Raw genomic sequence first — 23233 nt, 5'->3', positions numbered from 1 at the left:
GGTGCGGCGGCGGTGCTCCTGGTGGCGTGAGGGGTCTGCTTCCTCGCCTCCGCGCGTGCTTGACGGGCTGCGGTTCGGCGTGGGCGCTGTCGTGCGGCGACTGCCAGGATCCAGCGGCGGTGCAGTTCCACGAGTTCCTCGGGAGAGGCACCGCAGAGTGCGGCGAACCGCTTGACCGTGTTGAAGTCCAGGGGGACCGCCTCGCCGGCGCAGTAGCGGTGCAGCGTGGAGGCGTTCATGTCCAGACGGCCGGCCAGGGCCGCGTAACTGCGGTGCGAGCGCTCCTTGAGGCGTGTCAGCAGGAGCGCCAACTCCTCGATGTCTTCGTGGATTGCATCCATGTGTGTCAGTACGACGGGAGGGGCTTCGGCGTTGCGGCGAACCGCTGCCTGAGACCACGCTCACGTGGACTGAGTGGAGTGATCCCGGAGGGTGATGGGCAGGGAGGCCAGGCCTCGGGTCAGGCGGGTGTGACGCCAAGGGAGGGTTTCGGTGGGCGTCGCCAAGGCGGCGTGGGGGTAGCGGGTGATGACGGCGTGGAGGGCGAGTTCGGCTTCGGCTCGGGCCAACGGGGCTCCCAGGCAGCGGTGGATGCCGTGGCCGAAGGCCAGGTGACCGGTGGCGCTGCGGGTGAGATCCAGGCGGTCGGGCTCAGGGAAGCGGTCGGGGTCGCGGTTGGCGGCGCCGGGTGCGATGAGGACCGGCACGCCCTCGGGGATCTCGGTGCCGCCGAGCGTGAGCGACTCGGTGCTGAAGCGGAACGTCGCGATCCCGACGGGCGAGTCGTAGCGCAGCAGCTCGTCCAGCGCGCCCCCGAGGAGCTGCGGCTCGGCCCTCAGTCGCGCGAGCGACTCCGGGTGCCGTAGGAGGGCCAGGGCGGCGTTGCCGATGAAGTTGGTCGTGGTCTCGTGGCCGGCCACCAGCAGGAGTACGGCGAGCGATACGAGTTCGTCCTCGGACAGGCGGTCCTGGCCGTCGCGTACGGCGATGAGGTCGTCGAGCAGGCTGTCGCCGGGTGCGGTGCGCTTGGCGGCGACCAGGGCGGTCATGTAGTCGCCGACGGCGTGGGAGGCGGCGTCGATCCGCTGCGGGTCTCCGGCGGCGAACAGGTCGCTCGACCAGGTGCGTACGGACGCGCGGTCGGACTCGGGCACCCCGAGCAGCTCGCAGATGACCGTTACGGGGAGCGGCACCGCGAGGTCGGCGATCAGGTCCACCGTTCCGTGGTCCGGCCAGGTGTCGAGCAACTCGTCGACCAGGGAGGAGATGTAGGGGCGCAGCCGCGACACGGCCCCCGTGGTGAACGCCTTCGTCACCAGCGCCCGTAGCCGGGCGTGTTCCGGAGGGTCGGTGGCGAGCATGTTCCGGGAGACGGCCGGATGGAGATCGCGCTGCGACGGCCGGCCTGCGAAGAACCTCGCGGTGTCCTTCGAGAGGCGGGGGTCGGTGAAGGCCTCGCGCGCCTCGGCGTAGCCCGTGACCACGTAGCTGTGGCGGCCTCCTCCCCCTGAACCGGTGGGGACCTTGTGTACCGGTGCCGCGTCTCGGAGGCGGGCGTAGGTCGGGTAGGGGTCGGCGAAGAAGGTGGGGTCCTGCAGGGGGTCGGTGGCCGAGGGTCGCGACGGGGTCGGGTGGGGCGTCGGGTGGGGCTGGGTCGGGTGGGGCGAGCTGGGCCGGTGAGGCGAGTTGGGCGGGTTGGTCACGTTCGGGGGTCCGTTCCGGACGGTGTCAGGGGTTCGGGGGTGGGGGTGGGGGCCCGGGTTGGGGTTTCGTTCTGGGTGTAGGCGCGGGCTACCAGGAGCAGCCATTCGGTCTCGGCGCGGAGGTCGCCCGGTCGGGAGGGGGTTCTGGGGGGCGGTGGGACGGTTTCGGTTCCCGGTCGAGTTCCGTGTGTCGATGGGAGCCCGGTCATCGATGGGGCACCGGTCATCGGTTCGGGTCCGGTTCGCTTCGTGTGGACGGCCGCGCGGAGGATCGCGGCCTCCACGATCGCGTCGCCTTCCGGGGTGCCTGTCAGGCCGCGCGCGGCGACGGTTCGTTCGGCGCTCTCCTGGACGCGCGCCGAGCGGTGGGGCCGGAGGGCGAATACGCCGTCGTTGATCTCGATCACCCGGCGGTGGAGGAGGAAGTCGGAGTCGTCCGCCTGCTGCGAGCCTTCCGAGGCCAGGACGACTTCGGGGATCGTGTCGGTGATGTCCTTCCAGAGAAGGGCCAGCGCGGCGAACGACCTCGTTTCCCAACGACGGCGCAGGAACTGGCTGAACGGCCAGACGACCGCCGGGAGCGTGAGCCCCAGAGTGATGAGGAGTACGGCCAGCGCCGGGGCCGTCACGCTGAACACGCAGCGGACGGGGCTGATGGGCGTCGAGCACCGGACGCCGTGCGGCAGGAGGTTCAGTTCGAGACCGATGGAGACCAGGCCGAACACCTTGTAGGCCGCGTACAGCAGCGCGAAGACGCAGCCGACGGCGGTGACACGCAGTCCGACGCGCTGGCTCCTGCGGCGGGAGTGACCGGCCTGCTTCCAGGTCTGCCTGCCGAAGTCCTTCGCGGTGACGCCGAGGTAGGTGATGTAGATCAGGACGTAGAGCGCGTACAGCTGGGGCGAGTCGTCGTTCAGCCGGCTGGCGGTGAACAGCACCGTCATGCCGGTGACGGAGATGCCGAGGAAGAGCACGCGCCGTCGGATGCTGCGCCGGGCCTCGTCGGGCTCCAGATCGAGTTGGAGCATGAACGCGAGGACGGCGGTCGCGGCGGCCAGTGTGAAGGAGTTGCTGAGCAGCCGCCCGCCGTCGGGGACGACGTTTTCGACGGCGTTCTCGACGACGGACACGTACGAGCCGAAGGCGCAGGCGAAGGAGACGAGCAGTGCGGCCATGGCCCAGGTACCGGTCGGCCGGTGGCCGCCGCGGCCTCGGACCCAGTAACCGGCGGCGAGCAGCAGCACGAGGGCCACGCCTGCGAACAAGAGGTCGATCATCGGCGCCGACGGCCCTTCCTGGTGGGTTTGGCGAACAGGGCTTCCCAGCGTTCGGCGCCCTTCTCGGGCTCACGGGGAGGTAACTCACGTCCGCGGTAGATGTGCTGTCGGATGACGGTGGCCATCGTCTCGGCCTCGCGTTCGTCATCCGTGGAGTAGCTCGTGCGTCCGTTCATCCGCTGGACAAGGGTGGGGTGGAGACCGAGGGCCCGGAAGGCTTCGGGGTCCAGTTCCAGCGTGCCCGGGTGGTCGCAGATGATGTGGCTGACCTCGTGGGCGAGGATGTGGTTCTGGTGCAGGGCGGACGTTCCCTCCTCGTAGAAGAGGAGGTCCGCGTCGGGTGTCTCCAGGCGGATCCCGCAGGGTGCGTCGATCGCGCCGAGGGTGCTCAGCGGTCTGAGGATGATCGGGCGGCCGCGCTTCTCCGCCACGGCGTCACAGAGGTCCCGGGTGTTGAAGCGGTGGGGGAGGTGAAGCGCGTCCACGCGTTCCTCGCACGCGCGGCGTAACCGCTCAAGGTCCATGTCCGGTCCTGACGTCGCTCGGGTCTGGCCGCTGACGGCGTGCCCCCGTAAGGCCGGAGTGCGATCCGGGATCCCCGGCACCGAATCGCTCGAAATCTTAGGCGAACGCGTAGGCCGGTCCAAGGGCATCTCCGGGCTGCGGCCGAATGGCCGGATCTCGGGGTCCGGGTCGGGGTCGGGGTCGGGGATCAGCGGGTGGTGCCGCGATGGATGCGTGCGGGTGCGGGTGCCGGCACCCGGACCCGGTGCTGGTGCCGGTGCCAGCGCCCGGTGCCGGCAGCGGCGTCGGCGTCGGCGTCGGCGTCGGTCGACTGCTGGGGGGCACCAGAGTTGGGGCAGGAGCCGGGGTGGGCTGGGCGGGCCGGGCCGGGCCGGGCCGGGGCCAGAATCCGGGGCTGGGCCTGGTCACCGGATCCTGGGTGAGCCGGCCATCCTCCGGTCGCCGGTACCCGGTCGCCAGGGCACCGACTATCAGTCACTGAACGCCGACCCCCGTAGCCGAGCGCCGCTCGTCGGCCGCGCAGCACCGCAGGCCCGCGATCCCAGGCACCGCAGTCCCGTAATCCCCAGCCCTGCAGCCCTGCAGCCCTGCAGCCCTTAATTGTCCAGGTCGAGGTCGGGCGGCGGTGTGTCGCCCGGGAGGCCCTCCAGGATCCGGGCCTGTTCGATCACCGCTGTGACCATCTGAAGGGTCTCCGCGCTCAGGCCGTTGGCCCGGAGGGCGACCGTGCGGACGTTCTGGTCCCGCATGGCGGCGAGGACGGCGATCTCCGCGCGCGTGCGTTCGGCGGCCTTCTCGTCGACGAAGTACCCCGCGGGCACGCCGAAGAAGTCGGCCAGAGCCTTGATCGTGTGCCTCGTGGGGTTCTTCTTCGTGCCGGTACGCAGTTGCTGGATGGCGCTCGCGGTGAGCCCCTTGCCCTCGTCCCCCGAAGCCTCTCTGATCCCTTCCGCGACCTCGGCGTACGTGTAGGGCCCGCGACCCGCAGGGTGGACCTCCTGGAAGAGGTGGTCCAGCAACTGCGCGAAGGTGCGCGGCTCGTCGTCTGTCACGTCCGGTTCGTCCTTGTCCTGATCGCCGCTGCGTCCACTCTGGTGTGTGCGAGTGCGGACCCTGGTGGCTTCTCATCAACTTTAGTTGACGATCGCCCACAACTACGGTGTACGTTCTACGGGGGTCACTCACACCAGAGTGTTCCATGGCTCCGATCGGCTGCCTTCGGCGCGGGCCATGAGAGCTCCCAGCCGGTGGCCGGGTTCCGCGGGGGTGGGCCCGGCCACCTTGGAGCCGTTCCGCTTCCTCATCCCCATCCTCATCCTGAGTCACTTCCCCGTTCCCCGTTACCCGTGACGCGCGTCGGCGCCCGGGGCGCCTCGTTCGGCACCGGTCCCTCCCCACGTGGGGACCGGTGCCGAACGGAGCGGGATGTCGATCCACGCTTGGGGACGTGGACCGAGGGGGAGGTGGCCAGGGGGCATCGCCCAGGGTGGCCGGAAGCGTGCGGCATGATGGATCGGATTTGCGGGCGCTACGCCGGTGGCCCTGCGGGGCGTGCACCGGCGTGGGCGGCTTGGGCCAGATCCTGCCAGTCGGGGCTGGCGAAAGAGGAGGGCCCTGGTGTCCGGTGACGGCATTTTCGCAGATCAGACCAGCAATCTGAGTTTTCCGGTCCGGATGTCCACGTAGCGGGGGAAAGTAAGGGGTAGAGGCCTTGAGTCACGGCTCAGAGGCACGCACGGCCTTCGCGGAACGACTCGCGCTGCTTTACAAGGAAGCGGGCAACCCTCCCCTCAAGAGCGTCTCCGAGTCGGTCGTCCGGCTGCAGCGGGTCGACGAGCGCGGGCGTCCCGTGCGGGTCTCGGCCCAGCGCATCAGTGACTGGCGGCGGGCCCGGAACGTGCCCGCGCAGTTCGCCGCCCTCGCCGCCGTCCTGCACGTACTGATCCCGGAGGCACGACGGGCGCGGCCCGTTCCGGTCTCCAAGGGGCTGTACGACATGGCCCAGTGGCAGCGGCTCTGGGAGCGTGCCCTGGCCGATCCCGCCGGGGAGCGCCCCGCGGACTCCGCGTCCGGCGCCGCCACCGCCGCGTCGGGTGCCGTCACGGACGAGCAGCCTCCCGGCGACGGCGCCTCCCTCCCCGGTGGGGTCTGCCCCTATCGCGGGCTGGCCTCGTACCGGCAGCAGGACGCCCGTTGGTTCTTCGGGCGGGAGCGGAGCACCGACGCGCTCGTGGAGCAGTTGCGCGCGGCGGGGCGCACCGGCGGGCTGGTCATGCTCGTGGGGGCCTCGGGCGCCGGGAAGTCCTCCCTGCTCAACGCCGGACTCGTGCCCGCCGTGCGCGGCGGCGCCCTGGAGTCGGAGGGTGGCAGCGGCAACAGCCGGGGGAGCGCGGGCGTCGGCGGCACGGGCCTCGGGAGCACGGGCCCCGCCGGTGGGCGGAGGACCGGTGATGTGCTTCAAGTCGTACCGGGGGCCGATCCGGTCGGGGAGTTGACCCGTCACATACCGGAGCTGGCGCAGGTCGTGTCCGCCGCCTACGAGCCCGGTACGCCGATGTTCGCCGAGGCGGTACGGGAGGCGGTCGCGGCGTGGGCACGGCGACGCGGGACCGAGATCCGCGACGGCGAGACCAGGGACAGCAAGGACATCACCAGCCACGGCAGCACTAACACCACCGCCGACAACACCGGCACCGGCAGCCATGGCCACAGCACCAGCACCAGCACCAGCGAGACCGGGAGTGCCCCCTCCCCCACCCCCCTCCGCCCCGTCCTCATCGTCGACCAGTTCGAGGAAACCTTCACGCTCTCCTCCGACGAAGCGGACCGTCGGACGTTCGTGCAGGTGCTCACTGCGGCCTGCTCGCCCGGGAAGGAGGGCGGGGCGGCACCCATGGTCGTGGTGCTGGGCGTACGGGCCGACTTCTACGAGCAGTGCCTCGGCCATCCGGAGCTGGCCGACGCCCTTCAGCACCGGCACATGGTGCTGGGGCCGCTGACCACGGCGGAACTGCGGGAGGCGGTGACCGGCCCCGCCAAGGCCGTGGGGCTGGAGCTGGAACCGGGGCTGGCCGAGCTGATCGTGCGCGAGGTGAGCGCGGACGGGCCGCGCGGGGCGCACGACGCCGGCGTGCTGCCCTTGCTGTCGCACGCCCTGCTCGTGACGTGGCAGCGGCGGAAGGCGGGCCGGTTGACGCTGGCCGGTTACCGGGCGGCCGGCGGTATCCAGGGCGCGGTGGCGGCCACCGCCGAGCGGGCCTGGGCGGGGCTGGACCCGGCGGCCCGCGCGGCGGCGCGGCTGCTGTTGCTGCGGCTGGTCCGGCTGGGCGAGGACACCCAGGCCACCCGGCGCCGGGGCACCCGGCGGCAGCTCGCGGACGGCTCGGCGGACCCGGCGAAGACCGAGGAGTCGCTGGAGGCGATGGTCCGCGCCCGGCTGCTGACGCTGGACGCGGAGACCGTGGAGATCACCCATGAGGCGCTGCTGCACGCCTGGCCGCGCCTGCGGGGGTGGATCGACGAGGGCCGCAACGACCATCTGCTGCGGCAGCGGCTGGAGGAGGACGGCCGCGCCTGGGAAGACTCCGGGCGCGATTCCTCGCTGCTCTACCGGGGCTCGCGCCTCGAACAGGCGCACACCTGGGCGCGGTCCACCAGCGGCGCCGGAGGCACAGGGAACGCAGGGAGCACCGGCGGTGCCGGCCGGGCCGGCGGCAAGGAGCGGAGCGGCGGCAAGGAGCCGAGCGGCGGGGACGGGCGCGCCGCGGGCCCCGGCAACCCCGGTGACACCGGCGACATCGGGGGCGCCTTCCTGACCCGGAGCGCCGTGGAGTTCCTGGCCGCCTCGGTCCGTCTGCGTCGGCGTACCATCCGGATCCGGCGGAGTGCCGTGGCGGCGCTGGTGGCGTTCGCCCTGGTCGCCGTCGGCTCGGCGGTGGTCGCCTGGCAGCAGCGCAACGACGCGGTGTTCGAACAGGTGGTCGCCCAGGCCGATCGGGTGCAGTTCTCCGATCCGTCGCTGTCCGCCCAGCTCGACCTGGTGGCGCACGAGCTGCGGCCCGACGACGAGGGCACCGGCAACCGGCTCGTCTCGATCGTCAACGCGCCCCTCGCCACTCCTCTCCTCGGCCACGGCGGTGCCGTCTACCTCACCTCCTTCAGCCCCGACGGGAGGTACCTGGCCACCGCCAGCTACGACCGTTCCGTACGGCTGTGGGACGTGGCGGACCCGTCCCGGCCCAAGGCCCTGGCCAAGCCCCTCACCGGGCACACCAGCTGGGTGAGCAGCGCGGTCTTCGCGCCGGACGGCCGTACCCTCGCCAGCGCCGGCGACGACGGCACCATCCGAATGTGGGACGTACGGGACCCGCGTGCGCCGCGCGCGCTGGGCGCACCGCTGACCGGCCACGACGGCACGATCTTCCTGATCGCCTTCGGCCCCGACGGGAAGACCCTGGCGTCCGTGGGCGAGGACCACACCGTACGGCTGTGGGACGTGAGCGATCCGGCGCACGCGAAGGAGATAGGCGCGCCCCTCACCGGGCACAGCGCTCCCGTGCGCGCCGTCGCGTTCGGCCCGGACGGGAAGACCCTGGCGACCGGGGGCGACGACAACACGATCCGGCTGTGGGACGTGGCCGATCCGCGTGCGCCACGCGCGCTGAGAACCGTGCTCAAGGGTCATACGAGTCTGGTGCACTCGCTGGCCTTCAGTCCCGACGGGCGGACGCTGGCCAGCGGCAGTTCGGACAACACCGTCCGGCTCTGGGACGTGGCCGAGCCCCGGCGGGCCGGTGCGCTCGGGGCGCCGCTCACCGGGCACACCGGCCCCATCTGGTCCGTGGCCTTCAGCCCGGACGGCAGGACGCTCGCCGCCGCCAGCGCGGACAGTACGGCGAGTCTGTGGAACGTGGAGGATCCCGCGTACCCGTCGCAGGTCGGCGAGCCGCTGGCCGGGGCGAGCGGGGAGATGTTCGCCCTGGGGTTCAGCCCGGACGGCCGGACCCTCGCCACCGGGAGCGGCGACAGCAAGGTCCGGCTGTGGGCGCTGCCGACCTCCGACATGGTCGGCCGCAACGGGGCGTTCCGGCCGGACGGGCGGGTGCTGGCCACCGCCGGGCGCGACGGCCGGATCCGGCTGTGGAACGTGGCGGAGCCGGGGCGGCCCGTCCTGCTGGGGAAGGCGTTCACGCTGAAGGACGGCGGCAACCGTTCCCTGTCGTTCTCCCCGGACGGCCGCACGCTGTCGATCGTGGCCGGGAACAGGGCGCTGTATCAGTGGGACGTCAGCGACCCGGCCCGCCCGGTGTTGCGGGGGTCACCGCTCCCGCTGCGGATCCGGTACACGGACGCACAGGCCCACAGCCCGGACGGGCGGGTCCTGGCCACCTCCTACGGCGACCACGACGTGCAGTTGTGGGACGTCCGCGACCCGTCGCACGTGGTCCGGCTCGGCAAGCCCCTCACCGGGCACAAGGGTTACATCCTCGCCCTGGTCTTCAGCCCGGACGGCCGGACCCTCGCCAGCGGCAGCGCGGACGGCACCATCCGGCTGTGGGACGTGGCGGACCCGGCCCGCTCCACACGGCTCGACGGGCCCCTGACCGCCCACCGCGGCGCGGTCAGCGACCTCGTCTACAGCCCGGACGGCAGGACGCTGGCCAGTGGCGGTGGCGACGACACGGTCCGGCTCTGGGATGTCTCCGACCCCCGGGAGGCGACACGCCTGGGCGCCCCGCTCGTCGGTCACACCGAGGCGATCGTCTCGCTGACCTTCAGCCCGGACGGCCGGACTCTGGCCAGCGGTGGCAACGACAGCACCGTCCACCTCTGGGACGTCTCCCGCCCCGCCGACGCCTCCCCCATCGGCCGGGCGATGAGCCCCAACGCCAGGACGGGCCAGTTCCTGTCCTTCAGCCCGAAGAGCGACATGCTCGGGGTCTCCAGCGGCGCCGACACCGTACGGCTGTGGAATCTGGACGTCGACGACGCCGTACGGCACATCTGCTCGTCGACACGCGGGGTGCTCACGCGGGAGAAGTGGGACGAGTACCTGCCCCGGCTGTCGTACGAGCCGCCGTGTGAGGGTTCCTGAACCGCCTCTGAGCAGCTCTTTTCCCGGTTGCCGCCGGTCCCGTCCGGCCTGATGGGCGGGGCCGGGGGCGGGTGGAGGGGCCTGGGCGGCAGCGTGATCCCGATCACAACTTGTCAACGCTATCGACCAGTCGGGTCCCGTCCCGCGAACAGCCTTGTTAGCCTTGGCCATAGCCCGGTCGCTGGTGCATCCCCCGTCGCCAGCGACCGGGCCCTTTCATGCCCGCCGGGGCCTTCGCCCCCTCCGCGCGCTCTTCTCCGCTCTCCCCTCCCCCTCCGCCCGTCTCAGCCGTTCCAGGCCTCGTCGTACGGGTCCTGCGGTGCCTTGACCGGCTTGGTCGTCGTGACCTGGAGGTAGGGGACGGCGGTGCCGTTGAGGGGGTCCTCGGTCCGCTTCGGTGTGTAGGTGCCGGTGACCTCGATCCAGGTGTCGGGCTGGAGGACGGCGGGGAGCTCGCCGGTGAGGGCGACCTTGACGGGCTGGGCGTCCGCGGCGCAGCAGTTGAGGGCCATCCGGACCAGATACGGCCGGCCGGAGTCGTCGAAGGCGAGGAAGCCGGTGACCTTGAGCGTGCGGCCCGCGAGGGCCCGGCCCTTGTCGTAGACCGCGCGGCCCGCGTAGTCGGCGACGCTCAGGCGCAGGGTGCCGTCGGCCGGGAGCGTCGGATAGCCCCAGGGCTGCTCCTGGAGTGCCGTGCCGGTGCGCATCGCGGTGTAGGAACCGGCGGCGGGCGGGGCGACCAGGACGAGGGCGAGGAGGGGGAGGACGAGGAGCCAGGAGACCCGGGGTTCGCGGTGGGCGTGCGGCTCACCTGCGGGCGACCGGCCGGCGTGCGGCTCGTCGGCGTGGGCGTGCGGCTCGTCGGGGGTGTCCGGGTGGTCCGGTTCGGGCCGGCCGTCGCTCTGGCGTCGCGCCCGGCGTTCGTACCAGAGCGTGGCGACGGCGGCGGTGATCAGGACGAGGCCCGCGCCGATGAGGAGAGGGCGCAGGCCGGCCTTGACGTAGCGGAGGTAGAGGTCGGTGAAGCCGGCGTGCAGCAGGGCTCCGCCGGTGAGGAACAGGACGACGGTCTGGGCCTGGCGGTTCACAGCAGCACCGCCCCGACCAGGGCCGACACCAGGATCGCGAGGGCGAAGGTGGCGGGGGCGAAGCGGAGCGCGAACGCGCGGCCGAAGGTGGCGGTCTGCATGGCGAAGAGTTTCAGGTCGATCATCGGGCCGACGACCAGGAAGGCCAGCCGGGAGGTCAGGGAGAACTGGGTCAGGGAAGCCGCGACGAACGCGTCCGCCTCCGAGCAGATCGACAGCAGTACGGCCAGGACGGCGAGGGCGAGGATGGCGATCGCCGGGTTGTCGGCGGCGGCGTTCAGCCAGCTCGCCGGGACGACGGCCTTGAGCGTGGCCGCCGCCATCGCGCCGACGACCAGGAAGCCGCCCGCGTGCATCACGTCGTGCCGTACCGAGCCCCAGAAGGCCGCGCCCTTGCTCTGCCCCTCGTAGGACGGCCGCTCCGGCGGGCGCATCCATTCACCGCGGCCCACCCGCTGCCACAGCCAGCCCATCGCGCACGCCACCAGCAGGCTCGCCACCAGCCTGGCCGGCACCATCTCGGGGTTCCCCGGGAAGGCCACGGCGGTCGCGGTCAGCACGATCGGGTTGATCGCGGGGGCGGAGAGGAGGAAGGCGAGCGCCGCCGCGGGCGTCACGCCCCGGCGTACGAGGGCGCCCGCGACCGGCACCGAGGCGCACTCGCAGCCCGGCAGCACCACCCCGGCCACGCCCGCCGCCGGGACCGCCAGGGCGGGCCGCTTCGGCAGCGCGCGGACGAAGAACGACGCGGGCACGAACACCGCGATGGCCGCCGACAGCAGCACCCCGATGACCAGGAACGGCAGGGCCTGCACGACCACCGCGACGAAGACGGTCATCCAGCTCTGGGCCACGGGCGCGGACAGCAGACCCCGCAGGGGGGCCTGCGCCACCACCGCGAGGACCAGCAGCATGGTGAGCAGCAGGGGTGGGTCGAGATGCCGGCCGCGGCGGGGGGCTTCTTCCTTGGTTGTGGCCACGGGGGACGGTACCTCCGTAGGGAACGGCTGCGCTGAGCGGGCCTGTTCGACCCTTTCCTCCCATACGGCGCCCGGCCCTCGGTTGCTCACGGCCCCCGAATCCCATTTTTAGTAATGGGATCCATTTTCATGTAGCGTTCCGGTCCATCACCCTGTGGAGGAGGACCCATGGCCGTACCCAAGCGGAAGATGTCCCGCAGCAACACCCGCCACCGGCGCGCCCAGTGGAAGGCGAGCACGCCCCAGCTGGTGCCGTTCACGGTCGACGGCACCACCCACCTCGTACCGCAGCGGCTGCTGAAGGCGTACGAGCGCGGGCTGCTCCACCCCGAGGGCTGAGGCCGTGACCACGCTCCGGGAACGCCTGCCCGTCACCGTCCTGTCCGGGTTCCTCGGCGCCGGCAAGACCACCCTGCTCAACCATGTCCTCGGCAACCGTGAGGGACTCCGCGTCGCGGTCATCGTCAACGACATGAGCGAGGTCAACATCGACGCCGCGCTCGTGCGCGGGGGCGAGGCGGCGCTGTCCCGCACCGAGGAGCGGCTCGTCGAGATGACCAACGGGTGCATCTGCTGCACCCTGCGCGACGATCTGCTGGAGGAGGTGGACCGGCTGGCGCGGGAGGGTCGTTTCGACTACCTGCTGATCGAGAGCTCCGGGATCAGCGAACCCATGCCCGTAGCGGCGACGTTCGCCTTCGCGCGCGACGACGGGGCCACGCTCGGGGATCTCGCCCGGCTCGACACCATGGTCACGGTCGTCGACGCGGTGAACTTCCTGCCGGAGCTCGCGGGCGGCGACGAACTGGTGGCGCGGGGGCTCGACCAGTACGAGGACGACGAACGCACCGTGAGTGATCTGCTCATGGACCAGGTGGAGTTCGCCGACGTGATCGTGCTCAACAAGACCGACCTGGTGGACGCGGCGACCGCGGAGCGGCTCGCGGCGACCCTGGCGCGGCTCAATCCGGCGGCGCGGATCGTGCCGGTCAGCCATGGGCGGGTCCGGCTCGGGGAGGTGCTCGGCACGCGGGCGTTCGATCTCGAGCGGGCTCAGCAGGCGCCGGGGTGGGTGCGGGAGCTGAACGGGGAGCATGTGCCGGAGACCGAGGAGTACGGCATCTCGTCGACCGTCTTCCGCGCCGAACGGCCTTTTCACCCCGGGCGGTTGTGGGACTTCGTGACCGAGGGGCTGGACAGCGGCGCGTTCGGGCAGGTGTTGCGGTCCAAGGGGTTCTTCACGCTCGCCGGGCGGGCGGGGGTCGTCGGGCTGTGGTCCCAGGCCGGGTCGGTGGCGCGCTTCGAACCGACGGCCGCGCAGGATGAAGAGGCCCCGTTCGCACAGGAGTTGGTGTTCATCGGGACGGGGTTGCGGGGGGATGCCCTGCGGGCGGCTCTCGCCGGGTGCCTGGTGACGGAGGCCGACGTTCGGTCCGGGGTGGCCTTCGACGATCCGTTTCCGGCGTGGGAGACACATGGGGTGGCTTGCGGGTGAGGGCGGCTACGGGGGTGCGGTCGGCGGTGTGGGACGGCTGCGGGTGAGTGGGGGCTGGTCGCGCAATTACCCGCGCCCCTGAAAAGCAGGGGCTGCGCCCCTTGCTTTTCGGACCGCAGCACCGCCGTCCTTTCAGGCCCGCAGGGCCGGGGGCTGTCAAGCCCGCAGGGCCTGATCTCTTAGGGGCGCGGGGAACTGCGCGAGACGCCCCACCCACCCGCAGACAACACTCGGTCAAGCCCTACTCCCCCGCCCGCCTCCCCAACAACTCCGCCAACCCCCGTCGCGTCGCCGCCAGCACCACACGGTCCTCGGCCCGCAGGACGTACGTCGGCGGCAGGTCCCAGATCAGCCCCGAACCCGGCGGCGGCCCCGGCCCCCGCTCCGCGCCCGCCTCCCCCGACGCCGCCGTGTCGAGGGCCAGCACCCGCCACGCCCCCGCCCGGAACGCCTCCGCGACCGTCCGGCCCTCCAGGCGCCGGTGCCCTCGGACCTCCACGGCGGCGAAGAGGAGCACGCGTCGCTCGACGGGGATCGCACCCAGGATCTGGCGCCCCATCATCGCGCCGGCGAACGCGGGCGCGGCCAGGTGCGTGACGCTACGGCTTCGGGTGAGGGCGCCGGGGTGCGCGGCGCGCAGGGTGCGGTAGACGGCGGTGGCGAAGTCGTCGTCGTAGAGGCGGAGGACGACACGCAGGTCGGGGCGTACGGAACGGGCGTACAGGCCGGCTTCGAGGTTCGTCGTGTCGGAGCTGGTGACGGCGAGGAGGGCGTGGGCGCGGTGGATCTTGGCGGCCTCCAGGACCCCCTCCTGGGTCACGTCGCCCAGGACGACGGGCACCCGTAACCGGCGGGCCTCGGCGAGACCGCGCGCCTCGGGGTCCTCCTCGACGCAGACCACCGGGATGTGGAGTTCACGCAGGCGGGCGAGCACGCGGGTGCCGATCTTGCCGAGGCCGAGGAGGACGACGTGTCCGGACAGGCCGCGCGGCGGCTTGCGCAGGGCGGTGCCGCTGCGGAACGTGCCGAGCGCCTCCAGCACGGCGGCCAGGAGCACGGGCAGGAGGAGCAAGCCCATGAGGCCGGACAGGAGTTGGAGGATCTGGCGGGAGTCGCTCTGGTCGGTCGCGGGGTCGGCGATCCCGAAGAGGTCGAGCAGGGTCGCGTACGTCGCCTGGAGCGGATGCTCCCCGGTGATCACCATCTGGGCGACCGCAAGGGCGAACACGCACCCGATCATCCCCGCGAGGGACCACCGCAGCCGCCGTGAGAGCAGCGAGCCGACGGCACCGAGCGGGCCGCCGCCGGACCGGCCGGGCGGCAGCGCGGGCCCCGTGTAGCGCACGGTGTCGAGGACGACGGTGCCGCGCCCGGTGGCCGCGGCCACCGCCCTCTCGTCGGGCAGGAGTTGGGGGCCGCGTTCCCCGCTGCCCTCGGAACCCTCGGTTCCGGCGGGGTCGTTGGTGGTGGCCGACAGCAGCGCGAGGGTGCAGAGTCCACCCGAACCCTGCCCTCCCGAACCCTGCCCTCCCGAACCCTGCGGGCCCGGACCCTGGCCTCCCGCGCCCTGGCCCGCGTGACCCGGTGGGCGTTCCACGGCCCTCAGCATCAGTCCGTCCGTCTCGACGACCTTGCTGGTCCCGGCCACGGCGGTCGCGGCCAGCGCGGGTGCGGCCGTGTCGGCGTCGGACAGGACGGTCGTCGAGGCGCCGAGACCGTCGACCCCGTCGTCGGCGGTGCCTCCCGTCGCCAACGCCGAGGCCTGGTCGAGGAGTTCCTCGATGTGCTGGCCCAACCGGCGGTTGTAGAGCCTGAGGACGAGCCGCAGGCGCGGGTTGAGGCGGCGCGCGGTGAGGGCCGCGCGGATGTTGGTCTCGTCGTCGTCGTAGACCAGGGCCAGCGCGGCGGCCCGGTCCACCCCGGCCTCGGCGAGCACCGCCTCGGTGGCCTCGGCGGCCTCCAGGACCCGCTCGCCGCCGTCCCGCGGGCCGTTCCTGCCGCCGCCGAGGCGGTCTCCGGCCACGCCGGCCCGATCACCGGTACGGTCCCCGGCACGGTCGCCGGTCCGGTCGCCGGTGGGCGGATCACCGTTGCCCGCCGCCCTGTTGACGGCCGCCGTCACCCGGTCGAAGAGCGCGGCGGCGGTGCGGGTGCGCCCGACGACCGGCCGCTGGGCGATCCGCGCGGTGGGCGGCACGACGAGGGTCACCTGCTCCCGGTACACGGTGCGCAGTTCGGCGGCGAGCCGGTGCGCCAGCCCGTCGTCCCCGCAGACGACCATGTGCGCGCCCGGGTCGGCGGGACCCGGCTGCCGGCCTGGGCCGGTACGGCTGTTGTACTGCGAAGGGCTCCCCACGAGGCAGAAGACTGCCTCATCGGCCCCGCTGGTTCCGCAGTGATCTGGATCACAGTTGGCGGTGTGAGTGCCACGGCGGGTGGAAAAACGTACTCAAGGGGGACGGGATGACGGCGGTGTCCGGATGCGAGGATGGGGCGCCATGACCGCAGGGTGGGCTGCGCGCACGACACGCGCCGCGATGTTCGCGGCCGTCTGTGTGCTGCTCGCCGCCCTGGGCCACGTGTTGATGTCGGGGGCTCACGTCCCCTGGTGGGCTCTGGCCGTCGGGGCCGCCGCGACCGGTGCGGCCGGCTGGTGCCTGGCCGGACGTGAGCGGGGCCTCCCGCTGATCACGTCCGTGGTGGTCGCCGCGCAGACGGCCCTCCACTGGGGCTTCGAGCTGGCGGGGCCGTCGGGTTCGGCCGGGACGAGCGCGGTGTCCGTCGGCGTCATGGACATGGGCTCCGCCCCCATGGAGCACACCGTCCACATGGGCCCGACCGCTCACATGGCCCACGGGGACCCCACCCATTCCCTCCTGGACGGCACGTACGCGTCCTCCTCCGGCATGCTCGCCGCGCACCTGCTGGCCGCGCTGCTGTGCGGTCTGTGGCTGGCCCACGGCGAGCGCGCCGCGTTCGCGCTGCTGCGAGCGGTGGCCGGCCGGCTGGCCGCACCGCTGCGGCTGGCGCTCGCCGTGCCCGTCGCGGTGGAGCGGCCGCGTCCGCGGGTGCGGCGCGGCCGTACGGACCGCTCGCCGCGTCAACTCCTCCTCGTCCACGCGATCACCTCTCGGGGTCCGCCCGCCGGGACCGCTGTCAGCTGACGACAGCCGGTGCCCCGGGCCGGCCTCCACGGCTCGCCCCGGGCTACGGCCGTACGCCGCCCACACGCGTGCCGTACGGCCGGCCTCCTCCCCACCGGACCACCGAACGCGTTCCCACGTGTCGCACACGTCCGCACGCATCCGCACGCCTGCCTGCCCGCCCGCTGTGCGGCCGAGTGGCGCTCGTGCACTCGCGTGCCCGCGTGCCCGCGTGCCCGCGTGCCCGCGGCGACGGATGGTCCGGGTCCCGGACGACCCGAGAAGGACATCAGGTGATCACCCTTACTCCCCCGCCCGCGTCGATCCCGCGTGCCTCCCGGTCCACGACCGACGAGTCCATAACCGCCTGGGCGCTCGCCGCGCGCGGCGGGGACCCGGAGGCCGTCGAACGGTTCGTCGGCGCGCTCCACCGTGACGTCCGGCGGTTCGTCGCCCACCTCTGCGCGGACCCGCAGGCGGTGGACGACCTCGCGCAGGACACGTTCCTGCGCGCGCTCGGCAGCCTGCACCGGTTCGAGGGCCGCTGCTCCGCCCGTACGTGGCTGCTGTCCATCGCCCGCCGGGCGGTGACCGACAGCTTCCGGTACGCGGCGGCCCGGCCCCGGCTGTCCGACGTACCGGACTGGCGGCTGGCCGTCGAGCACGCCCAGCCGCGCGGGCTGCCCGGCTTCGACGACGGGATCGCTCTCGCCGATCTGCTGGGCGCGCTGCCCGACGAACGGCGTGAGGCGTTCGTGCTCACGCAGATGCTGGGGCTGTCGTACGAGGACGCGGCGGAGCTGACCGGATGCCCCGTCGGGACGGTGCGGTCACGTGTGTCACGGGCGCGGAGCACGCTCGTGCGGCTGCTGGCGGCCTGAGGAGTCGTTCGTCCGCGGGTCCGGTGGGGTTCTCGCGCAGTTCCCCGCGCCCCTTTCAGGGCGCGGGGTGCGGGACTCTCTCAGGGGCGTCCTCCCAGGTGGCGTGCCGCGAAGTCGAGTTCCAGGCGGAGTTGCTTGATGCGTTCGTCGACGACCAGGGAGCCGTGGCCGGCGTCGTAGCGGTAGACCTCGTGGACGGCGGAGCGGGCGGCGAGGCGGTCGACGTAGTTGTCGATCTGGCGGATGGGGCAGCGGGGGTCGTTGACACCGGCGGAGATGTAGACCGGGGCCTTCACCGCGTCGACGTAGGTCAGCGGGGACGAGGCCTCGAAACGCTCGGGGACCTCCTCGGGCGTGCCGCCGAGGAGCGTGCGGTCCATCGCCTTGAGCGCCTCCATCTCGTCGTGGTAGGCGGTCACGTAGTCCGCGACGGGGACCGCGGCGATGCCGAGCGTCCAGGCGTCCGGCTCGGTGCCGAGGCCCAGGAGGGTGAGGTACCCGCCCCAGGAACCGCCGGTGAGGACGAGCCGGTCGGGGTCGGCGAAGCCGGAGCCCACCGCCCACTCCCGCACGGCCGCGATGTCCTCCAGCTCGATCAGGCCGACCCGGTGCTTGAGGGCGTCGGTCCAGGCGCGGCCGTACCCGGTGGAACCGCGGTAGTTGATGCGGATCACCGCGTACCCGTGGTCGAGCCAGGCGGCCGGGCCCGCCGCGAAGGCGTCGCTGTCGTGCCAGGTCGGGCCGCCGTGGATGTCGAAGACCGTCGGGTACGGCCCGGACACGCCCTCCGGGCGCTGGACGAGGGCGTGGACGCGGCCCCCGGGTGTGTCCACCCAGACGTCCTCCACCGGCACCGAGCCGGGCGACTTCAGGCCCGGCGGGTCGAGGACCACCTCGCCGGTCGTGGAGCGGACGACCGGCGGTTCGGCGGCCGAGGACCACAGGTACTCGATGCTGCCGTCGGGGCGGGCCGTGGCCCCCGACACGGTCCCTCGCGGGGTGTCCACCCGTTCCAGGGCGCGGGTCGCCAGGTCGTAGCGGAACAGCTCGCTGCGGGCCTCGAAGCTGTGGGCGACCAGCAGCGCCGAGCCGTCCGGATACCACTCGGCGCTCAGGTCTCCCTCCAGCCGGTCGGCGAGACCGAGGTCGGTCTCCTCGCCGGAGACCACGTCCCAGACGAGCGGCTCCCAACGGCCGCCCCGCTGGTGGCCGATGAGCAGCCGGGTGTCCCCGACGACGGGGGCGAAGCCCAGCACCTCCAGGCCCAGCTCGATGGTGCCGCCCTTGGTGTCGTCGAGCTCGGCGACCGTCGTGCCGTCCGGCCGGACCACGCGCAGCGCCGAGTGCATCGCGTCGCCGTGCTCGGTGTGCTCGATGGCGATCAGCGAGCCGTCGTGGGAGAGGTCGCCCACGCCGGCCGACTCACGGTGGCGGTAGATCTCGACGGGGACCTCGCCCTGCCGGGACAGGTGGATCGTGGAGCCGTCCTCGTCGGTGGAGCGGCCGACGACCGCCGTCCGGCCGTCCCGGCCGAGGGCCAGGCCCGCCGGGTACGACGGCTCCAGGCCCGGGGCGCCCTTCTCGTCCGGGCCGCCCTGGAACGGCTGGCGCCGCCAGACACCGAACTCGTCCCCGTCCTTGTCGTCGAACCACCAGATCCACTCGCCGTCCGGTGAGAGCACACCGTCGGTCGTACCGTTGGCGCGGTCGGTGACCTGGCGCTGCTCGCCGGTGGCGCGGTCCCACGCGTACAGCTCGTACGTGCCCGTGGCGTTGGAGACGAACAGCGAGCGGTGCGGCGCGTCCTCCGCCCAGTCCGGCAGGGACACCCTCGGTGCCCGGAACCTCTTCTCCCAGTCGGGCATGGACCCGTGCTGCTGCTGCGGGGTGGCCCCGTTGCTCTCAGTCATGGCCCCATATTGCCCCGACCGCACGGCATCGCGCCGACGAGGTCCCCAGCCTGTGGATAACTCCGGCCGCCGCGGGGCCCGCCGGGCTGATCACCCGCGCCCGGGTCGGGGTCGGCCGACCCGATTGTCAGTGCCCGGGTGCAGACTCGCCGCATGACCTCAACAACACGACGGACGGGCACGGGGATGACTGCGGGGACCCCGGAGGGGCCGTCCGAGGGGACGTCTGCGCGTGCCGATCTGCGCGGGACGGTCGAGCGGTTCTGGGCCACCGCCGAGGCCCGGGACTGGGCCGCGTTCGCCGAGACGCTGGCCGAGGACGTCATGTACGAGCTGCCGCAGACGCGGGAGCGCATTCGCGGCCGCGAGCGGTACGTGGAGTTCAACCGGGAGTATCCCGGTGACTGGCACGCCCGGATCGAACGGATCGTCACGGAGCCGCGTCGCCCCGGACAGCCGGGGCAGCCGGGGCAGCCGGGGCAGGTCGTCAGCTGGACGCACGTCACCGTGGGGCTGGAGGAGATGCACGCGATCTCCTTCTTCACGGTGGACGAGGACGGCCGGATAGCCGCGATCACCGACTTCTGGCCCGAGCCGTACGAGCCTCCGGCCGGGCGTGAGCACCTCGTCGAACGGTACTGAGGGGGCGTCGCGGCGGTCTCGGCGGGGCGACCCCGGGGCCGGGGGCCCCGAGCGGGCACCGTACGGTGGAAGGCGTGTACCGGTTCCTGCTGACGCCCCGATGGTGGGGGATCAACGTCTTCGTGCTGCTCGCCATCCCGTTCTGCGTGTTCATGGGGTCGTGGCAGCTGAGCCGGTTCGAGGACCGGATGCAGGACCATCGCGCGGCGACCGAGCGGGTCGACCCGGCGGACCGGGCCCCGGCACGCCCGCTGGACGCGTTGCTGCCGGTGGACAAGGAGACCTCGGGCGAACTGGCCACCGTGAGCGGGCGGTACGGCGAGCAGCTCCTCGTGCCCAACCGTGAGCTGGACGGCCGGACCGGGTTCTACGTGCTGACACTGCTGCGCACCGACGAGGGCAAGGCCCTCCCGGTGGTACGGGGCTGGCTGCCCGGCGCGGCGGACGCCGACCGGGCCCCGGCGGCCCCCTCCGGCAAGGTCACCGTCACCGGCTCGCTTCAGGCCTCCGAGACCCCGGGGTCGAACGGCGTGCCCGTCCAGGGCGGGCTGCCGGCCGGGCAGACCTCGGCGATCAGCGCGGCGGCGCTGGTGAACCTCGTGCCGGACGACCTGTACGACGCCTGGATCACCCTCGAGAAGGGCGACTCGGGCATGAAGGCCGTCCCGGCGACGGCGCCGCAGGACACCGGGCTCGACCTCAAGGCCTTCCAGAACCTCGGTTACACCGGCGAGTGGTTCGTCTTCGCCGGCTTCGTCGTCTTCATGTGGTTCCGCCTGATCCGCCGCGAGGTCGAGTTCATCCGCGACGCGGAACTGGGGATACTGCCCGACAGCGACAGCGACAGCGACGAGCATGTCGGCGGCGAGACGAACCGGGACGAGCCGCACGGCGACCGAGCCGACGAGAACCGCTCCCGCGAGGCCGAGCCGGCCCCGTAGGACCGGCGGGGTCACCGCATCGGCTCACCGAACGCGGGTGCCCCACAGTTCCGGCCTCCCGGGTCCCACCGAGGAATCCGCCAACCCCACCGGGCTGCCGGGAATCCCGGCCGTTCCGCCCGGGAACCCGACGGCACCTCACGGCCACGCCGGGGCCCCGCGGCCCTGCCGCCCCGTCAGGCACCCCCGGAAGGCCAGTAAGGCACCCACCGGTGGGCCCGTCAGGTCGCTGCCATCAAACCCGTTCGGTAGACCACGCCCGCACAGGCGTTGCCGACGTTCGCCGAGAAGGTGGCGATGCCGCCCTCGATGGTGTGGGAGACGAGGACGCTGCCGTCGACGACGCCGTCCTCGGTGAAGAGCTGGGTGGAGACGGAGTTGGTGCCGTCGGTGGTGGTGCCGGGGGTCGCCTCTCCCGTGGGCGTCGGGTCCGGTGACGGATCCGTACCGCCGGTGCCGCCGCCGGTCGTCCCGCCGGTGGTCGGGCAGGGCTCGGACGGCACCCAGGCGAACCGCACCTCGTACGCCGCTCCCGGCTCCAGCACCAGCTGGGCGAGGGACAGCGACGGGTCGGGCAGTCCGGCCGCCGCGTCACCGGCGACATGGGTCGCCACGGTGATCTTCGACCCGTCCGCGGCACCCTGCGGGACGGCGCTCACCGAGCCTCCGCCGGTGACCGTACAGCTCGTGCCGGAGATGTTGGAGACGCGGAACGAGCCGTAGACGGCTCCGCCGGAGTCCGGTGCGCCCACGCTCCCGCCCCCGCCGAGCTGGGCCGCCGTGCACAGCGCGGAGGCGGCGGCCGTCGGCGTCGCCTGCGTGCCGCTCGTGGAGCCGCTGCTCTGGCCCTTGCCCTTGTCGCCCTTGCCCTTGTCCTTGCTCTTGCCGGACTCCTTCGACCCGCCGGAGGAGCCTCCCGAGGAACCGTTCCCGCCGGTCTGGCCCTTGGACTGGCCCTCGGTCTCCTGCTTGTGCGAGCCGTTGCCCATGATGGAGGTGTTGACGTCGGAGCCGTTGGAGTTGGAGACGTGCACCAGGGCCGGGATCGCCGTGCCGATGAGGAGCGCGGCGGCGGCCATGCCGACGACGGCCTGACGCTTGCGGGTCCGTCGCGCCGGCACCGCCCGTCGCAGATGCTCCAGGGTGCCGTCCCTGGGCTCGATCTCCGCCACCGCCTGGTGCAGCAGATTGCGCAGCACCAGTTCGTCGGAGTCGAACGTGCCGAGGCCCTTCGCCCCGGAGCCGTTCAGCACCGAGCCGTTGAGCGTGGGACCGCCCGGCGTGGAGCCGTCCGGCGTGGAGCCGTCCGGCGGGGGGCCGTCCGGCGCGAAGGCGTCCGGGGTCGCGTCGTCCGTACCCTGGTCAGCCGAATTCAGGTCGGCCGAACGCGGGTCGTCCCCACGCGAGTCGTCCGGAGCGTGGCCTTCGAGATCCTGGCCCTCGGGGTGGGGGCCTTGTTCTTCGGGGCCGTGATTCACAGTTCCGTTCCCAGCGTGCGATTGCGTGTCTTCGTGCTCTTCGAGCCCGCGCCCCCCGACGCGCCCGTCCCGCCCGCGCCGCTCCGCGCGTTCGTCCCCGCGCTCCTCGGCGCGTTCGTCCTCGTCCCGGCGCCCCCAGGAGGCACGCCTCCTGGCACCGAGCTCGTCCCGACCGCCCGGCCCGCCGCGCCTGTCGGCTCCGCCGTGCTTGTCGGGTCCGTCGTCCTTGCCGTGCGTGCTCATGCGGGCGCCTCCATGGCGACGCGCAGTGCCGCGATGCCCCGGGAGCCGTACGCCTTCACCGAGCCCAGCGATATGCCGAGCGTCTCGGCGACCTGGGCCTCGGTCATGTCGGCGAAGTAGCGCAGCACGAGAACCTCGCGCTGCCGCCGCTGGAGCCCCTTCATCGCCTTGATGAGGGAGTCGCGCTCCAGTTGGTCGTACGCGCCCTCCTCCGCGCTCGCCATGTCGGGCATCGGCTTCGACAGCAGCTTCAGGCCGAGGATGCGGCGGCGCAGGGCGGAGCGCGAGAGGTTCACGACCGTCTGGCGCAGATAGGCGAGCGTCTTCTCCGGGTCCCGGACGCGCTTGCGCGCCGAGTGCACCCGGATGAACGCCTCCTGGACGACGTCCTCGCAGGAGGCGGTGTCGTCGAGGAGCAGCGCCGCGAGGCCGAGGAGCGAACGGTAGTGGGCGCGGTAGGTCTCGGTGAGGTGGTCGACCGTCGTACCGGAGGCCGGCACCGTCGACGTGTCGTCCGCGCCGTCGCGCTGGTCGGGTATGCGGGTCGGCCGCGCCGCGGGCATCGGCGCGATCACCGGCATGCCGCCGGCCGAACCGGGCATGCGGGGACGGCGGGGTGGACGCAGGGCGGTGCCCCTCGTCTGTACCGCGGTGAAATCGAGTACCTCTGCCACGCCAGTTGGACCCGCATCCCCCCGTCGGGGTTGTACGAGACAGGCATCACTTTTGCGTCAGACCGCACACGTGTCCGTATGACATGTGCGCCGGTCGGTATGGCGGCCACGTCCGTCGGCACGCAGCGCGCAGCCATCGGTACGGCCCACCGAACACCG

17 protein-coding genes and 1 pseudogene are annotated in these 23233 nt (G+C 72.7%); 7 read left to right on the top strand and 11 right to left on the bottom strand.

The genetic code is table 11. The features are described 5' to 3' along the window. Positions 1–134 precede the first annotated feature (134 nt). The 5 genes and pseudogenes from GWK25_RS44445 to GWK25_RS01925 form a co-directional block, all read right to left on the bottom strand. Positions 135–341: pseudogene (locus GWK25_RS44445) on the bottom strand (helix-turn-helix domain-containing protein); the annotation flags it as partial. A gap of 60 nt (positions 342–401) precedes the next feature. Next, complete coding sequence (locus GWK25_RS01940; RefSeq protein ID WP_215457141.1) at positions 402–1598, bottom strand: cytochrome P450; 1197 nt, start codon at positions 1596–1598, stop codon at positions 402–404. 101 nt (positions 1599–1699) lie between these two features. After that, the gene (locus GWK25_RS01935; RefSeq protein ID WP_215448216.1) at positions 1700–2980 is read right to left on the bottom strand and encodes an MAB_1171c family putative transporter; all 1281 of its coding nucleotides are present in this window, start codon (positions 2978–2980) and stop codon (positions 1700–1702) included. Next, positions 2977–3465 carry a regulator component gene (locus tag GWK25_RS01930; RefSeq protein WP_308404156.1) on the bottom strand — a complete coding sequence of 163 codons (489 nt, stop codon included), beginning with the start codon at positions 3463–3465 and terminating at the stop codon, positions 2977–2979. The genes GWK25_RS01935 and GWK25_RS01930 overlap by 4 nt, the downstream gene beginning before the upstream one ends. 636 nt (positions 3466–4101) lie before the next feature. Beyond that, complete coding sequence (locus tag GWK25_RS01925) at positions 4102–4557, bottom strand: helix-turn-helix domain-containing protein (RefSeq protein ID WP_215448214.1); 456 nt, start codon at positions 4555–4557, stop codon at positions 4102–4104. 659 nt (positions 4558–5216) lie between these two features. Here GWK25_RS01925 and GWK25_RS01920 point away from each other — a divergent pair. Beyond that, on the top strand, positions 5217–9599 hold the full coding sequence (locus tag GWK25_RS01920; protein ID WP_251828659.1) for a WD40 repeat domain-containing protein: 4383 nt from the start codon (positions 5217–5219) through the stop codon (positions 9597–9599). Between the two features lie 284 nt (positions 9600–9883). Here the strand turns inward: GWK25_RS01920 and GWK25_RS01915 are convergent, their stop codons facing one another. Both GWK25_RS01915 and GWK25_RS01910 read right to left on the bottom strand, forming a co-directional pair. After that, a complete protein-coding gene (locus GWK25_RS01915) occupies positions 9884–10687 on the bottom strand; it encodes a TIGR03943 family protein (RefSeq protein WP_215448213.1) in 804 nt (267 codons plus the stop codon). Beyond that, on the bottom strand, positions 10684–11667 hold the full coding sequence (locus GWK25_RS01910; RefSeq protein WP_215448212.1) for a permease: 984 nt from the start codon (positions 11665–11667) through the stop codon (positions 10684–10686). The genes GWK25_RS01915 and GWK25_RS01910 overlap by 4 nt, the downstream gene beginning before the upstream one ends. 168 nt (positions 11668–11835) lie before the next feature. On the opposite strand from GWK25_RS01910, the gene rpmF reads away from it, so the two are divergent. Together rpmF and GWK25_RS01900 are read left to right on the top strand one after the other, a co-directional pair. After that, the gene (rpmF, locus tag GWK25_RS01905; protein WP_215448211.1) at positions 11836–12006 is read left to right on the top strand and encodes a 50S ribosomal protein L32; all 171 of its coding nucleotides are present in this window, start codon (positions 11836–11838) and stop codon (positions 12004–12006) included. 4 nt (positions 12007–12010) lie between these two features. After that, entirely contained in the window at positions 12011–13162 is a 1152-nt protein-coding gene (locus GWK25_RS01900) for a GTP-binding protein (protein WP_215448210.1), read from the top strand. Between the two features lie 241 nt (positions 13163–13403). Here GWK25_RS01900 and GWK25_RS01895 read toward each other — a convergent pair whose 3' ends face one another. Continuing rightward, on the bottom strand, positions 13404–15443 hold the full coding sequence (locus GWK25_RS01895; RefSeq protein ID WP_215457139.1) for an NAD(P)-binding protein: 2040 nt from the start codon (positions 15441–15443) through the stop codon (positions 13404–13406). Between the two features lie 217 nt (positions 15444–15660). Between GWK25_RS01895 and GWK25_RS01890 the strand changes: the two genes are divergently transcribed. Together GWK25_RS01890 and GWK25_RS01885 are read left to right on the top strand one after the other, a co-directional pair. After that, the gene (locus GWK25_RS01890) at positions 15661–16326 is read left to right on the top strand and encodes a hypothetical protein (protein WP_215448209.1); all 666 of its coding nucleotides are present in this window, start codon (positions 15661–15663) and stop codon (positions 16324–16326) included. Positions 16327–16598: 272 nt separating this feature from the next. After that, on the top strand, positions 16599–17186 hold the full coding sequence (locus tag GWK25_RS01885; RefSeq protein WP_215448208.1) for a sigma-70 family RNA polymerase sigma factor: 588 nt from the start codon (positions 16599–16601) through the stop codon (positions 17184–17186). Positions 17187–17266: 80 nt separating this feature from the next. Here GWK25_RS01885 and GWK25_RS01880 read toward each other — a convergent pair whose 3' ends face one another. Then, on the bottom strand, positions 17267–19096 hold the full coding sequence (locus GWK25_RS01880) for a prolyl oligopeptidase family serine peptidase (RefSeq protein WP_215448207.1): 1830 nt from the start codon (positions 19094–19096) through the stop codon (positions 17267–17269). A 186-nt stretch (positions 19097–19282) separates the two neighbouring features. Between GWK25_RS01880 and GWK25_RS01875 the strand changes: the two genes are divergently transcribed. Together GWK25_RS01875 and GWK25_RS01870 are read left to right on the top strand one after the other, a co-directional pair. Beyond that, on the top strand, positions 19283–19738 hold the full coding sequence (locus GWK25_RS01875; RefSeq protein ID WP_215457138.1) for a nuclear transport factor 2 family protein: 456 nt from the start codon (positions 19283–19285) through the stop codon (positions 19736–19738). A 74-nt stretch (positions 19739–19812) separates the two neighbouring features. Continuing rightward, positions 19813–20679, top strand: a complete 867-nt coding sequence (locus GWK25_RS01870; RefSeq protein ID WP_215448206.1) for an SURF1 family protein — start codon at positions 19813–19815, stop codon at positions 20677–20679. A 221-nt stretch (positions 20680–20900) separates the two neighbouring features. Here the strand turns inward: GWK25_RS01870 and GWK25_RS01865 are convergent, their stop codons facing one another. Further along, entirely contained in the window at positions 20901–22400 is a 1500-nt protein-coding gene (locus GWK25_RS01865) for a hypothetical protein (RefSeq protein WP_251828658.1), read from the bottom strand. Beyond that, a complete protein-coding gene (locus tag GWK25_RS01860) occupies positions 22397–23074 on the bottom strand; it encodes a SigE family RNA polymerase sigma factor (RefSeq protein ID WP_215448205.1) in 678 nt (225 codons plus the stop codon). Before GWK25_RS01860 ends, GWK25_RS01865 begins: the two co-directional genes overlap by 4 nt. Positions 23075–23233: the final 159 nt, after the last annotated feature.

The organism is Streptomyces sp. ATCC 21386, assembly GCF_018728545.1.
Taxonomy (GTDB): domain Bacteria; phylum Actinomycetota; class Actinomycetes; order Streptomycetales; family Streptomycetaceae; genus Streptomyces.
This window is presented reverse-complemented; position numbering and strand designations above follow the sequence as displayed.